Source organism: Streptomyces sp. NPDC090499 (genome assembly GCF_044769305.1).
Classification (GTDB): Bacteria; Actinomycetota; Actinomycetes; order Streptomycetales; family Streptomycetaceae; genus Streptomyces.
Genome location: NZ_JBIVXP010000020.1, coordinates 158,649 through 171,957, shown reverse-complemented (window position 1 = coordinate 171,957; position 13,309 = coordinate 158,649). Strand labels below are relative to the sequence as shown.

The window sequence follows — 13,309 nt, the reverse complement described above, 5'->3', positions numbered from 1 at the left end:
GAGCCGGTAGCCGGTAGCCGGGCCGGTGAGCCGCTGTGCGGGTCTGCTGTGCGGGTCCGCTATGCGGGCGCCTTCGCCGGTCCGCCCTTCTCCGTCGCCGCAGCCGTCAGCGGACGTGCGATGTCCTCCAGGGACCGGCGTTCCGCGTTCACCGCGCACACCGCCGCCACCAGCCCCGCCGCGCACATCAGGCCCGCCCCGATCTGGAACGCCAGCACCGTGTCGGCCACCTTGCCCGTCCCCGTGAGGTCGGCGAAGAGCAGCGGGCCGCTGATGCCGCCGGCGGCCGTGCCCAGGGCGTAGAAGAACGCGATGGACATCGCCCGCGTCTCCATCGGGAAGATCTCGGAGACGGTCAGGTAGGCGCTGGACGCTCCCGCCGAGGCGAAGAAGAGGACCGCGCACCAGCAGGCGGTCAGCGTTCCCGCCGTCAGCACCCCCCGGTCGAACAGCCAGGCTGTCAGGAAGAGCAGCAGGCCGGACAGGATGTACGTCGACGAGATCATCACCCTTCTGCCGACCGTGTCGAAGAGTTTGCCCAGGAGCAGCGGGCCGAGGAAGTTGCCGACCGCGATGACGACGAAGTAGTAGCCGGTGTCCCCGGTCGGCACGTCGAAGAAGGTCGTGAGGATCGCGCCGAAGCCGAAGGTGATCGCGTTGTAGAGGAACGCCTGGCCGATGAAGAGGGAGAAGCCGAGGACGGCGCGGCGCCGGTAGTCGTGGAAGACCGTGCGGGCGATCTCGGCGAAGGTGACGCTCCCGCGCTGGTGGATCACCAGCTCGCTCTCCGGTGCCGGGAGCGGCTTCCCGGTCTCCTCCTCGACCTCTCGCTCGATCGCGGAGACGATCTCCTCGGCCTCCCGTTCCCTGCCGTGGATCAGCAGCCAGCGCGGGCTCTCCGGGACGCTGCGGCGTACCAGCAGGATGACCAGGCCGAGGACGACGCCCAGGGCGAAGGTCAGCCGCCAGCCGACGTCCTTCGCGAGGAAGTCCGTGTTCAGCGCGAGGATCGAGAGCAGCGAGCCGCCCACCGCGCCCACCCAGAAACTGCCGTTGATGATCAGGTCGACGCGGCCGCGGTAGTGCGCCGGGATCAGTTCGTCGATCGCCGAGTTGATCGCCGCGTACTCGCCGCCGATGCCGAAGCCGGTGAGGAAGCGGAAGGTGAAGAACCACCAGGGGGCGAAGGAGATCGAGGTCAGGGCGGTGGCGGCCAGGTAGACCGCCAGGGTGATCATGAAGAGCTTCTTGCGGCCGTGGCGGTCGGTCAGGCGGCCCCAGAAGAGGGCGCCGGTGCAGGCGCCGGCCACGTAGAGGGCCGCGGCGGTGCCGGTGACCTGGGAGGAGGAGATCGCGAGGCCGCTGCCCGGTTCGGAGAGGCGGCTCGCGATGTTGCCGACGACCGTGACCTCCAGGCCGTCCAGGATCCAGACGGTGCCGAGGCCGATGACGATCGTCCAGTGCCAGCGGGACCAGGGGAGCCGGTCCAGGCGGGCCGGGATGCGGGTGGTGATCGTCCGGCCGCCGCCGTCGCCCGGCCCCGGCTCGATCCCGCCCGCGCCCACACCCGCAGCCGCCGTACCCATCGCGCCTCCTCGACCGGGAGAAGTACCGGAACCCGCGGCCGAGTGCCCCGCTCCGGGCGCCTTACGCGCCCAGTGCCCGCGACACGGTGAAGATCAGCACGCCGGCCAGCGACCCCACCACCGTGCCATTGATCCGGATGAACTGCAGGTCGCGGCCGATGTGCGCCTCGATCTTCCGGGTGGTGTGCTCGGCGTCCCAGCCGGCCACCGTGTCGGTGATCAGGGAGGTGATCTCCTTGCGGTACGTCGACACGACGTGCACGGCCGCGCCCTCGACCCAGCTGTCGACCTTGTCCTGGACCTTGGGTTCGTTCGCCATCCGGGCGCCCAGGGACATCAGGGAGGCGCGGACACGCAGCCGCAGTTCGCTGCGCTCGTCCTCGGCCGCGGAGACGATCATGGATCGTACGGCCGTCCAGGCGGACGCGATCAGGTCCTGCACCTCGCCGCGGCCCAGGACCTCGCCCTTGAGGCGCTCGACGCGGGCGCGGGTGTCGGTGTCGGACTGGAGGTCGTTCGCGAAGTCGGAGAGGAAGCGGTCGAGGGCGCCGCGGGCCGGGTGGGAGGGCATGTCCCGCATCTCGGAGCAGAAGCGGAGCAGCTCCTTGTAGACGCGTTCGCCGACGCGCCGGTCGACGAACCGGGGGGTCCAGCCGGGGGCGCCGCCCTGGACGGCGTCCATCACGGAGTCGCCGTGCAGCACCAGCCAGTCGTAGGCCCGGGTGACGACGAGGTCCACGACGCGTTTGTGGCCGCCGTCGGCGACGACCCGCTCCAGCATCTTGCCGATGCCGGGGGCGATCTCCTGGGCGTCGGCGCGCCGGGTGATGGCCTCGCCGACGACCGCCTGGACGTCGGAGTCGCGCAGCACGGTGAGCGCGCCGCGGAGCGCCGTCGCGAGCTCGGCGGTCACCCGGTCGGCGTTCTTCGGCTCGGCCAGCCAGGTGCCGAGGCGGCTGCCGATGCCGACGGCGCGCAGCCGTTGCCGTACGACGTCCTGGGAGAGGAAGTTCTCGCCGACGAACTCGCCGAGCGAGACGCCGAGCTGGTCCTTCTTCGTCGGGATGATCGCGGTGTGCGGGATGGGCAGGCCGAGGGGGTGCCGGAACAGGGCGGTCACCGCGAACCAGTCGGCGAGCGCGCCGACCATGCCGGCCTCGGCGGCCGCGGCGACGTAGTCCGCCCAGACGCCGGCGCCGGCGGCGGAGGCCCACTTCGCCAGGGCGTACACGAGGGCGACGAGCAGCAGCAGGCCGGTCGCGGTGGTCTTCATGCGGCGGACCCCGCGCTGGCGCTCCTCGTCGGCCGGCGTGAAGGCGTTCATCGACTTGTACGACGGGGCAGGCGCCTGCCCGTCCGCCGCTTCCGTACGTTCCTCCATCTGCTCCACCCGTCCGCACCCGGCACCACCCTCACGGTGATCCCGCACCCATTGTCCCTACCTGACCTACTCCCGGGGCGAAACAGGAGTTCCCCACCACCGACGACCGCCTGCGAGCCGGCGGCGGCTCACCGCGCAGTTCCCCCAGCATTCGGCGGGGGGGGTACCCCCAGCGCCCCTGGGTCGGCTCTGGCGGGGTCGGTCAGTGGTCGCCGTGCCTTCGGCGGTCGCGTTCCTCGCGGCGTTGGTGGTGGCGTTCCTGGCGGGCGGCGTGGAGTTCGTGGCGGGCGGACCTGCGGTCGAGTTGTTCCTGGCGGCGTTCCTCCTTGAGGCGTTGGCGTTCGGCCCTGGTCACCTTGTGGGCCACCTCGACGCCGCCCCAGAACGCGAAGCCCGTCACCACCACCCTGGGGGCGCCCGGGTCCGGCGCCATGTCGTGCTCGCGTTCGTCGAAGCCGCCCATGATGCCGATGCCGCGCATCACGACCTCGACGCCCGGCGGCACGATCACGCTCATCCCGCCCATGATCGCGATGCAGTTGATCACGACCTCGCCGTCCGCGAAGTTGGCCTCGCGCAGGTCGATCTCGCCGCCACCCCAGAACGCGAAGGAGTTGAAGCGCCTCGGCACCGTCCAGCGCCCCTTGCGCTGGAAGCCGGACATCACGGCCACCGCCCAGGAGGAGGTGCCCTCGCCGCCGACGATCCGGCCGCCCCAACTCCCGTTCGGCACGGCGGGCTTGGTGAGCGACACGGCCGGCGTCGAGGGCAGGTCCCTGGTGATGGGCGTCAGCTCACCGTACGTACGGGCCTTGTACGTCGCCTCCAGCCGCTCCTCGAACTCCTCCATGTCGAGGCGCCCCTCCGCGAGGGCGTCCCGGAGGATCTCGGCGACTCGTTCACGATCAGCGTCGGAGGCGCGCAGCTCCGGGGCATCGTCGGTCATGGAGTGCAGACTACGAGTTCGCGGCGCCGGGGACCACGGGGGCTGCGGGCACTATGCGGTGGCCCGGTCCGGCGGGGGTTTGGGGGTGTCCCCCACGGAATACAGCATCTTCGCGATCACCGCCTCGATGTCCGGCTCCCGGACCGAAAGGTCGGCCAACGGGTACTCCGCCGCGATCCGCGCCACCAGCGGCGCCGCCGACTGGGACGCCGGGAACGCCAGCCACTGCCTCGGCCCCTCCACCCGCACCACCCGGGCCGCCGGGCCGGCGTCGATCGGCGGGAGCTCCCGCTCCAGGTCGACCACGAGGGTGCGTTCGCTCTCCCCCGCCTCGTGCAGGCCGGCGAGCGGACCGTCGTACACCAGCCGCCCGTGGTCGATGACCATCACGCGGGAGCACAACTGCTCGATGTCCTGGAGGTCGTGGGTGGTGAGCAGGACCGTGGTGCCGCGTTCGGTGTTCAGTTCGCGGAGGAAGTCGCGGACCCTGGCCTTGGAGATGACGTCCAGGCCGATCGTCGGTTCGTCGAGGTAGAGGACGTCCGGGTCGTGCAGGAGCGCCGCCACGATGTCGCCGCGCATCCGCTGGCCCAGCGAGAGCTGTCGTACCGGGACGTCCAGGAGGGTTTCCAGGGAGAGGAGTTCGACCAGACGGTCCAGGTTCTCGGCGTAACGGGCGTCCGGGATGCGGTACATGCGGTGCATCAGGCGGTAGGAGTCGATGAGGGGGAGGTCCCACCACAGGGTCGTCCGCTGGCCGAAGACCACGCCGATGCGGTGGGCCAGGCGGGTGCGTTCGCGGGACGGGTCGATGCCAGCCACCCGGAGCCGGCCGCCGCTCGGGGTGAGGATGCCCGTCAGCATCTTGATCGTGGTCGACTTCCCGGCGCCGTTCGGGCCGATGTAGCCGACCATCTCGCCGCGCGCCACCGTGAAGGAGAGCGAGTCGACCGCCCGTACCTGCCGGCGTTCCCGTTTCAGGAAGCCGGCCTTCTTGCGGACCTCGAAGACCTTCTCGACCCCGTCGACCTCGATGAACACCTCGTCCGCCCTGTCCGTCCCGTCCGTCATCGGCTCCGCTCCCTGCGTCCCGGTCATCGGATCAGCTCCCCGTACTTCGATACGACCTGAGGCCGGCCCGCCATGCCAGGCCCGCCAGCACGCAGCACGCGACCGCCACCAGCGGTGTCGACCACGCCGTCCACGCCGGCAGCCGCAGCGGATACGGCCGCCCCAGCACGTACGCGGCCGGCACCCAGTTGACGAAGGCCAGCGGCAGCATGAACGTCACCCCGCGCACGAAGTCCTTCCCGAAGACCGTCGGCGGATACTGGAGCAGCGTCGTACCGCCGTACGTGAACGCGTTCTGCACCTCCGCCGCGTCCTGCGCCAGGAACTGGAAGGCCGCGCCCGCCACGAACAGCGCGCAGAAGATCGCCGAGCCGCCGGCCAGCATCAGCGGGACCAGCAGCACCTTCGCCGGTGTCCACGCGACATCCACGGAGACCAGCGCCCAGCCCAGCACCACCGCACCCTGGGTGATCCGGCCGAGGCGGCGCAGCGCGAAGTGGTCCGCTCCTATCTGGGCGAGCACCGGGGCCGGCCGGACCAGCAGCGTGTCGAAGGAGCCGTCGCGGATCCGGGTGCCCAGCACGTCCATCGAGCCCAGCACCAGGTCGGCCACCCCGAACGCGGTCGCCGAGAGCCCGTACAGGAAGCAGACCTCGGGCAGCGACCAGCCGCCGAGCGAGTCGACCTGCGAGAACATCAGCAGGATCGTGGCGAAGTCCAGCCCGGTCACCAGCAGGTTCCCGGCCATCATGATGGCGAAGGACGTGCGGTAGATCATCGTGGAGCGGATCCACATCGCGGCGATCAGCCGGTACGCCCGCAGACCGTCCCGCACACGCTCACCCGCCCCGCGCCGCTCCTCCGCAACGCGCTCACCCACCCTGCACCACCACCCGTCGTGTCGCCGCCGACTGCAGCAGCCGGCCCGCCGCCAGCAGCACCACCGCCCAGCCGGCCTGGAAGGCGAGCGCCCCCGCCACCCCGGTCTCGCCCAGCAGTACGTCCGCCGGCATCTGGATCTGTGCCGCCCACGGCAGGACGCGGGCGACCTCGCCGAAGGCGCCCGGGAAGACGTTCAGCGGCAGGGTCATGCCCGAGAAGAAGATCCCCGTGATCATCAGCACCTGGTTGACGCCCATCCCGTCCATCAGCCAGAACGCGCTCAGCGCGACCAGGTAGCGGATGCCGAAGCTGACGAGCATCGCGAGGAGGAGCGCGACCAGGAAGGCGGCCCAGGTGCCGGCGTCCGTGGGCAGCGCCATCGGGAAGAACACCGCGCCGACCAGGAAGGGGACCACGCCCCGCCCCAGCATCTGGAACAGCGAGCGACCCAGATCGGTCGCCAGCCACCACATCTGAAGATCGGCCGGACGGTACAGGTCGATCGCGATCGCGCCGGTGCGGATACGCTCCATCAGGTCTTTTTCGACGCCCCCGCCCTGGATCGCGAGCGTCGCGTACAGGCACTGCCCGAGCCACACATAGGTCACCGCCTGCGCCTGGTCATAGCCTCCGAGGTGCGGTTTCTCGTCCCACAGCGCCAAGTAGGTGTAGACGAGGATGATTCCGAAGGCGGTGTTCGTGAACACCCCGGCGGCGGTGGCGGCCCGATACGTCGCGTACCGTCGGAAACCCCCCGCCGCGACGGCCGTGTACAACCGTCCCGCGCCCACGCCAACCGACCTCCCGGACCGCCCGACACCGAAGCGCAGGAGCCTACTGCGCCGACGACATCGCAGGCCACGCAATTTCCGTGACCGAAGCGTGCCGGAATCCGGGAACGGAACGCGCGGTGCGAGAGTCTTCACCAGGGGGCGCAGAAGCGTACGAGGTCGTACGGGAACGAATGTACGACGCGAAACAGGAGTCCGTGCACGACATGAGCGACGAGCCGCAGCCGCAACAGCCGAACCAGGGCGGCGGAGGCCCGACGGAGCCGCCGGCTGCGGCCGAGGAGAAGAAGACCGCGGCGCAGCCGACGGCCGGGACGAAGCAGCCGGAGCCGCCCGCGGCGGCCGAGACGGCCGAGGCGGCCGAGACGAGGACGCCGGAGCCGCCCGTGACGGCCGAGGAGAGGACGCCGGAGGTGCCCGGCGCGAAGCCGCCCGCGGCACCCGGGCCGGCGAGAACGGAGCGGAAGCCGACGGCCGAGGACACGCAGACCCGGCAGCTCGCCGCGGTCAGGGTGCCGAAGGCGCGACCGCCCGTTGCGGCCGAGGACCAGAACACGCAGGACCTGCGGAGCGCACAGGACAGGCAGAGCACACAGCACGCACAAGGCGGGCAGGACACGCAGACCCGGCAGCTCGCGGCGATCAGGCCGCCGATGGCGACGGCGGTCACCACGGCCGCCCCTGCCGCCCCTGCCGGGACGGCCGGCGCGGAACCGCCCGGCACGGAGCCACCCGCGGCCGGCGTGCAGACGACGGGGGGCGGGAAGAAGATGAAGCGGCCCAAGCGGACCGGATGGCGGCGGATCATCCCGACCTGGCGGATGCTGCTCGGCACCTTCGTCATCGGGGTGCTGCTGGTGATCGGCCTGTTCTTCCTCGGCTACTCGATGGTGAAGATCCCGGCGGCCAACACGTTCGCCACCAAGCAGTCCAACGTGTACCTGTACGCCGACGGCTCCCAGCTCGCCCGGGACGGCGAGGTCAACCGGGAGAACGTGGACCTCTCCCAGGTCTCCGTGGACGCCCAGCACGCCGTGCTCGCCGCCGAGGACCGCGACTTCTACACCGAGTCCGCCGTCGACCCCAAGGCGATGCTGCGCGCCGGCTGGAACACCGCGACCGGCAAGGGCACCCAGTCCGGCTCGACCATCACCCAGCAGTACGTGAAGAACTACTACCTCGCCCAGGAGCAGACCGTCACCCGCAAGGTGAAGGAGTTCTTCATCTCGATCAAGCTGGACCGCAGCGAGTCCAAGGACCAGATCCTGGAGGGCTACCTCAACACCAGCTACTTCGGCCGCAACGCCTACGGCATCCAGGCCGCCGCCCAGGCCTACTACGGCAAGGACGCCATCGACCTCGACCCGGCCCGCGCCGCCTACCTCGCCGCGCTCGTCAACGCGCCGAGCGAGTACGACGTCGTCGCCCACCCCGAGAACAAGGCGGCCGCGGTCGCCCGCTGGAACTACGTCCTGGACGGCATGGTCAAGAAGGGCTGGCTCAGCGAGTCCAAGCGGGCCGGCATGACGTTCCCGATGCCCAAGCAGCAGACCGTCTCCACCGGCATGTCCGGGCAGCGCGGCTACATCGTCAACGCGGTCAACGACTACCTGATCAAGAACAAGATCGTCGACTCGGACGCCCTGGAGGCCGGCGGCTACCGCATCACCACCACCCTGCAGAAGAGCCGGCAGAACGCCTTCGTCAAGGCGGTCGACGACAAGCTGATGTCCAAGCTGAGCAAGAACAACAAGGTCGACAGCTACGTGCGGGCCGGCGGCGCCTCCGTCGACCCGAAGACCGGCAAGGTCGTCGCCATGTACGGCGGCATCGACTACGTGAAGCAGTACACCAACGGCGCGACCCGCGGTGACTTCCAGGTCGGCTCCACCTTCAAGCCGTTCGTCTTCGCCTCCGCCGTCGACAACGGCTCCACCACCCAGTCCGGGCAGACCATCACCCCGAACACCTACTACGACGGCACCAACAAGCGCACCGTCCAGGGCTGGCCCGGCGGCGCCTACGCGCCGGAGAACGAGGACGAGAAGTCGTACGGACAGATCACCGTCCGCAAGGCCACCGACCTCTCCGTGAACTCGGTGTACGCGCAGATGGCCGTCGACGTCGGCCCGTCCAAGGTCAAGCAGACCGCCGTCGGCCTGGGCATCCCCGCCGACACCAAGGACCTCCAGCCCTACCCGTCCATCGCCCTCGGCACCGCCACCGCCAGCGTCCTGGACATGGCGGAGGCCTACGCCACGCTCGCCAACCACGGCAAGCACGGCACGTACACGATGGTCGAGAAGATCACCCGGGACGGCACGCAGGACATCAGGCTGCCGCAGACGACGACCAAGCAGGCCGTCAGCCGGCAGGCCGCCGACACCACCACCTCCATCCTGCAGAGCGTCGTCGACAACGGCACCGCCACCGCCGCGCAGGCCGCGGGCCGCCCCGCCGCCGGCAAGACCGGCACCGCCGAGGAGGACACCGCCGCCTGGTTCGCGGGCTACACCCCGGACCTCTCCACCGTCGTCTCCGTGATGGGCCAGGACCCGGTCACGGCCGCCCACAAGTCGCTCTACGGCGCGCTCGGCCTGGAGCGCATCAACGGCGGCGGGGCCCCGACCGAGATCTGGGCGCAGTACACCAAGGACGCCCTGAAGGGCACCACCGCCTCCGACTTCGACCTGGACCTCCAGGCCGGCGCCGAGACCGTGGCCCCGCCCACCCAGAGCACGGTCACCCCGGGCACCGGCGACCAGGACAACGGCGGCACCACCGGCGAGAACCAGGACAACGGCGGTACCACCGACGGCGGCCAGGACAACGGCGGCACGACGGACGGCTCCACCACCGCCGGCACCACCGACGGCGGCACGACCGGCGGCTCCACCACGGACGGCTCGACCACGTCCGGTACGACGACCTCCGGCACCGACTCCGGTACGACCACCTCGGGCACCGACTCCGGCACCTCGACCGGGACCACGACCGACGGCACCAGTACCGGGACGACGGCGGGCACCGACAGCGGCACCAGTACCGGCACGACGGCGGGCGACGGGGGCGGGTTCGGGTTCGTCCAATGACCGTGCGTCGATGACCTGGCGTCGATGACCTGGCGTCAATGACCGCTGGTCGCCTTGAGGCCCACCACGGCGACCAGCAGCAGGCACACGAAGAAGATCCGGGCGGCGGTGGCCGGCTCCCCGAGCACCACCATCCCGAACACCGCCGCCCCCGCCGCCCCGATCCCCACCCACACGCCGTAGGCGGTACCGATGGGGAGCGTCTTCGCGGCGTACGACAGCAGCACCATGCTGGCGACGATCCCGCCGCCGGTGAGCAGACTGGGCACGAGCCGGGTGAATCCGTCGGTGTACTTCATCCCCACCGACCACCCGACTTCGAGCAGACCGGCGACGACAAGCAGAACCCAGGCCATGACGGCACCTCCGAGACGTCTCGCTGACGTATCACTGACAACGGGGGTGCGTCGTCTTTGCCTGCACGGTCCCGGTACGGCGCGTCTCGTCGGGCTGGCTCCTTCGAAGGTAGCAAAGGAATGACAAAAGGGCCTGGTGACCACAGTCACCAGGCCCTTCAAACCTCTGAATCAGAGACTCAGAGACTCAGAGATACAGGCCGGTCGAGTCTTCCGAGCCTTCGAACCGGTCGGCGGCCACCGCGTGCAGATCGCGCTCCCGCATCAGCACGTACGCCACCCCCCGCACCTCGACCTCGGCACGGTCCTCCGGGTCGTACAGCACCCGGTCGCCGGGCTCCACCGTCCGCACGTTCTGCCCGACCGCGACCACCTCGGCCCAGGCCAGCCGGCGCCCGACGGCCGCGGTGGCGGGGATCAGGATGCCCCCGCCCGACCGCCGCTCGCCCTCCCCGGTGTCCTGCTTGACCAGGACCCGGTCGTGCAGCATCCGGATGGGCAGCTTGTCGTGCTGGCTGCTCTGCTCGTCTCTCTTGGCGCTCACGCCTGTGAACCTACCTGCCTCTGATCAGCTCTTACGCCGCCGGGTACCGCTGAAGACCAGCAGCCCGACCACGCCCGCGGCGACGAGCGCGACCGGTACCACCCGCTCCAGCCGCGGCGCGCCCTCTTCGTCCACGAACTGGGCCCGCACCTCGCTCACGGCCCGGTTGACCTGGACGTAGGCCCTCCCGAGTGTGTGATCGACGTTGGCCGCGACCTTGGCCTTCGCATCGCCGACGATGGTCTTCGGATGCACCCGCACCCCGATCTCGTCCAGCGTCTCGGCCAGCACCTCGCGGCGGCGCTTGATGTCCGCCTCGATCTGCGCCGGGGTTCTGGTGTCCGACGTCTCCGCCACCGTAGGCCCTCCGAAGTCTGCGTACTGCCGTACTGCCTGTTCTGGACAGTCTGTCAGCTCTCACCGCCGCCGCACGGCCAGGACCCCCCGTTACGCTAGACCGATGAGCGAGCGACTCCAGCCCGGGGACGTAGCCCCCGACTTCACCCTCCCCGACGCCGACGGCAACGAGGTGTCCCTCTCCGCCCACAAGGGCCGCAAGGTCATCGTCTACTTCTACCCCGCCGCCCTCACCCCGGGCTGCACGAAGCAGGCCTGCGACTTCACGGACAACCTCACCCTCCTCGCCGACGCCGGCTACGACGTCCTCGGCATCTCCCCCGACGCCCCGGAGAAACTCGGCAAGTTCCGCGAGAAGGAGAACCTCAGGGTCACCCTCCTCGCCGACCCCGACAAGAAGGTCCTCGACGCGTACGGCGCCTTCGGCGAGAAGACGAACTACGGCAAGACCTACCTGGGCGTCATCCGCTCCACGATCATCGTGGACGAGGAGGGCAAGGTCGAGAAGGCCCTCTACAACGTCCGCGCCACCGGCCACGTGGCCAAGATCATCAAGGATCTGGGTATCTGAGACCCACCCGATCCGCCGACACCGACGGCTCGCACCCCGGGTGCGAGCCGTTTTCCATGTCCGTGCGTGACTGTCCGATAACCGGTTCGTTACTCCGTACGGGCTGCGAACGCGCGGCCGGAGACGGAGGGGGACGTGATGACCGTTCGGTACACCCGCGAGCTACTTGAGGAGGCGGCTCGCCGGACGAAAAACATCGGCGACGCGGTGCGCTGGTGCGGCGGCCACTCCACACCTGGCAGCAGGCGTTATCTGCGCCAGAAACTGGCGAAGGAAGGCATCGACGTCTCGCACTTCGAGACGAAGCAAGTTCGGCACACTGAAACGCGGTTACGCGAGGCCGTGGCGGCATCGACAAGCTTCAAAGACGTCGTACGCCACCTTGGGATCAGCCAGGTCGGCGGCAACCAGACCCACATCAGCCGCCGCATCGCCAAGCTCGGGATCGACACGAGTCATTTCAGCCCGGCACGGCGGGGTCGCGCGAAAGGTTCGCTCGGGGGACCTCTCTGCGTCCGCAACCCTGAGGACGGGCGAGTCCCGGGGGAACGTCTGCGCCGCGCGCTGCTCCGTCTCGGAGTCGAGGAACTTTGCGCGATGTGCGGCACAGGCCCGCAACGGAACGGTCAGCCTCTCCGGCTCGAAGTGGATCACATCAACGGAGACTGGTGGGACAACCGGCCCGAGAACCTCCAGTTGCTCTGCCCCAACTGCCATGCGGTTACGGATACCTACCGGGGCCGCAGGAAAAGGGCCCGGGCATGAGCGCCCCGAAGTACACCTACGACCTGCTCGTTCGCGCCGCCGCTGCCTCCACCAGCCTGGTCGACCTGATGCGCAGGCTGAACGCGCCGTTGGGGAGCGGCCCGCGCCGTTACCTGCTCACGCGGCTCAAGCACTACGGCATCGACATCTCGCACTTCCTCGACGAACCGCTGCCCGCACGAGAACGGCGAAGCTACTCGAAGGAGGTTTTGCAGGAGGCGGCAGCCTGTTCTTACAGCGTTCGAGAGATGCTGGAGCACATGGGCCTCGATCCTCGCGACAGCCCTTACGGCCACGTTCGCAAGAAGCTCGACCAGTTCGGGATCGACACTTCGCACTTCACGAACGGGCGCAGATACGGACCAGGCATCCTGCCGTTCGACCGACTCGCTCCTGCGGTCGCCTCTTCCCGGAGCATCGCGGACCTCCTGAAGCAACTCGGTATCGTCGACAATGGGGCGGCACGCGCACGGATCAAACGAAGTGCAGATGCGCACGGCCTGTCGATCGACCATTTCGTAGGTCAGGGACACCGCCTCGGTGTTCCCTCCAAGAACCGCAAGTCAGCAGCCGAGACCCTCGTGCGACTTGAGCCGGGAGCCTTCCGCACGAAAACGACGCTGCTGAGACGCGCACTCGACGACCTCGGCGTTCTCCACGCCTGTGGCATCTGCGGTGTCGGGGACGTCTGGCAAGGCAAGCGTCTCGTCCTGGAGATCGACCACATCAATGGAGACCGGCTGGACAACCGTCGGGAGAACCTGCGGTACCTGTGCCCGTCGTGCCACAGCCAGACGAAAACCTTCGCGAATCGATCTCCCCGTACGGCCCCATCGCCGCGCACAGTACAGTAAGCACGACGGGTCCGTACCCCAGCTGGCCAAGAGGGCGCCGGTTTAGGTCCGGTGTGTCGTGGGTTCGAGTCCCACCGGGCCCACAGCAAATCGCGACCCCGCACCTTGGATTC

General features: G+C 69.6%; 13 protein-coding genes, 1 tRNA gene and 1 riboswitch. Of the genes, 5 read left to right on the top strand and 9 right to left on the bottom strand.

Annotated features, from left to right (window positions below):
* Positions 1-59: 59 nt before the first annotated feature.
* From ACIQVL_RS43190 to ACIQVL_RS43165, 6 genes are all read right to left on the bottom strand, one after another.
* Complete coding sequence (locus tag ACIQVL_RS43190) at positions 60-1,586, bottom strand: MFS transporter (RefSeq protein ID WP_403434621.1); 1,527 nt, start codon at positions 1,584-1,586, stop codon at positions 60-62.
* A gap of 61 nt (positions 1,587-1,647) precedes the next feature.
* A complete protein-coding gene (locus ACIQVL_RS43185; RefSeq protein ID WP_403478205.1) occupies positions 1,648-2,967 on the bottom strand; it encodes a DUF445 domain-containing protein in 1,320 nt (439 codons plus the stop codon).
* Positions 2,968-3,169: 202 nt separating this feature from the next.
* Positions 3,170-3,913 carry a DUF1707 domain-containing protein gene (locus ACIQVL_RS43180; RefSeq protein WP_403478204.1) on the bottom strand — a complete coding sequence of 248 codons (744 nt, stop codon included), beginning with the start codon at positions 3,911-3,913 and terminating at the stop codon, positions 3,170-3,172.
* 51 nt (positions 3,914-3,964) lie between these two features.
* Entirely contained in the window at positions 3,965-5,011 is a 1,047-nt protein-coding gene (locus ACIQVL_RS43175; RefSeq protein WP_403434629.1) for an ATP-binding cassette domain-containing protein, read from the bottom strand.
* A 4-nt stretch (positions 5,012-5,015) separates the two neighbouring features.
* On the bottom strand, positions 5,016-5,780 hold the full coding sequence (locus tag ACIQVL_RS43170) for an ABC transporter permease (RefSeq protein ID WP_403478228.1): 765 nt from the start codon (positions 5,778-5,780) through the stop codon (positions 5,016-5,018).
* A 76-nt stretch (positions 5,781-5,856) separates the two neighbouring features.
* Positions 5,857-6,642 (bottom strand): ABC transporter permease, encoded by a 786-nt coding sequence (locus ACIQVL_RS43165; RefSeq protein ID WP_403478227.1) that lies wholly within the window; start codon positions 6,640-6,642, stop codon positions 5,857-5,859.
* A 785-nt stretch (positions 6,643-7,427) separates the two neighbouring features.
* Here ACIQVL_RS43165 and ACIQVL_RS43160 point away from each other — a divergent pair.
* Entirely contained in the window at positions 7,428-9,749 is a 2,322-nt protein-coding gene (locus tag ACIQVL_RS43160) for a transglycosylase domain-containing protein (protein WP_403434938.1), read from the top strand.
* Between the two features lie 35 nt (positions 9,750-9,784).
* Here the strand turns inward: ACIQVL_RS43160 and sugE are convergent, their stop codons facing one another.
* The 3 genes from sugE to ACIQVL_RS43145 form a co-directional block, all read right to left on the bottom strand.
* Complete coding sequence (gene sugE, locus ACIQVL_RS43155) at positions 9,785-10,105, bottom strand: quaternary ammonium compound efflux SMR transporter SugE (protein ID WP_366357139.1); 321 nt, start codon at positions 10,103-10,105, stop codon at positions 9,785-9,787.
* 45 nt (positions 10,106-10,150) lie between these two features.
* Positions 10,151-10,224: riboswitch (guanidine-III (ykkC-III) riboswitch) on the bottom strand.
* Positions 10,225-10,292: 68 nt separating this feature from the next.
* The gene (locus tag ACIQVL_RS43150) at positions 10,293-10,649 is read right to left on the bottom strand and encodes a co-chaperone GroES (protein WP_046730549.1); all 357 of its coding nucleotides are present in this window, start codon (positions 10,647-10,649) and stop codon (positions 10,293-10,295) included.
* A gap of 24 nt (positions 10,650-10,673) precedes the next feature.
* Complete coding sequence (locus ACIQVL_RS43145; RefSeq protein ID WP_403434633.1) at positions 10,674-11,006, bottom strand: DUF3618 domain-containing protein; 333 nt, start codon at positions 11,004-11,006, stop codon at positions 10,674-10,676.
* Between the two features lie 103 nt (positions 11,007-11,109).
* On the opposite strand from ACIQVL_RS43145, the gene bcp reads away from it, so the two are divergent.
* The 4 genes from bcp (at position 11,110) to ACIQVL_RS43125 (ending at position 13,279) form a co-directional block, all read left to right on the top strand.
* Positions 11,110-11,577 (top strand): thioredoxin-dependent thiol peroxidase, encoded by a 468-nt coding sequence (gene bcp, locus ACIQVL_RS43140; protein ID WP_403434636.1) that lies wholly within the window; start codon positions 11,110-11,112, stop codon positions 11,575-11,577.
* 138 nt (positions 11,578-11,715) lie between these two features.
* Complete coding sequence (locus ACIQVL_RS43135; RefSeq protein WP_403478203.1) at positions 11,716-12,342, top strand: HNH endonuclease signature motif containing protein; 627 nt, start codon at positions 11,716-11,718, stop codon at positions 12,340-12,342.
* On the top strand, positions 12,339-13,196 hold the full coding sequence (locus ACIQVL_RS43130; protein WP_403434641.1) for an HNH endonuclease signature motif containing protein: 858 nt from the start codon (positions 12,339-12,341) through the stop codon (positions 13,194-13,196). The genes ACIQVL_RS43135 and ACIQVL_RS43130 overlap by 4 nt, the downstream gene beginning before the upstream one ends.
* A gap of 7 nt (positions 13,197-13,203) precedes the next feature.
* Positions 13,204-13,279: transfer RNA gene (locus tag ACIQVL_RS43125), tRNA-Leu, on the top strand.
* Positions 13,280-13,309: the final 30 nt, after the last annotated feature.

Bases quoted from the DNA above. Each gene is read 5' to 3' on its own strand.
- ACIQVL_RS43190 (WP_403434621.1), bottom strand. From the start codon at position 1,586: ATGGGTACGGCGGCTGCGGGTGTGGGCGCGGGCGGGATCGAGCCGGGG.
- ACIQVL_RS43185 (WP_403478205.1), bottom strand. From the start codon at position 2,967: ATGGAGGAACGTACGGAAGCGGCGGACGGGCAGGCGCCTGCCCCGTCG.
- ACIQVL_RS43180 (WP_403478204.1), bottom strand. From the start codon at position 3,913: ATGACCGACGATGCCCCGGAGCTGCGCGCCTCCGACGCTGATCGTGAA.
- ACIQVL_RS43175 (WP_403434629.1), bottom strand. From the start codon at position 5,011: ATGACCGGGACGCAGGGAGCGGAGCCGATGACGGACGGGACGGACAGG.
- ACIQVL_RS43170 (WP_403478228.1), bottom strand. From the start codon at position 5,780: ATGTGGATCCGCTCCACGATGATCTACCGCACGTCCTTCGCCATCATG.
- ACIQVL_RS43160 (WP_403434938.1), top strand. From the start codon at position 7,428: ATGAAGCGGCCCAAGCGGACCGGATGGCGGCGGATCATCCCGACCTGG.
- sugE (WP_366357139.1), bottom strand. From the start codon at position 10,105: ATGGCCTGGGTTCTGCTTGTCGTCGCCGGTCTGCTCGAAGTCGGGTGG.
- bcp (WP_403434636.1), top strand. From the start codon at position 11,110: ATGAGCGAGCGACTCCAGCCCGGGGACGTAGCCCCCGACTTCACCCTC.
- ACIQVL_RS43135 (WP_403478203.1), top strand. From the start codon at position 11,716: ATGACCGTTCGGTACACCCGCGAGCTACTTGAGGAGGCGGCTCGCCGG.
- ACIQVL_RS43130 (WP_403434641.1), top strand. From the start codon at position 12,339: ATGAGCGCCCCGAAGTACACCTACGACCTGCTCGTTCGCGCCGCCGCT.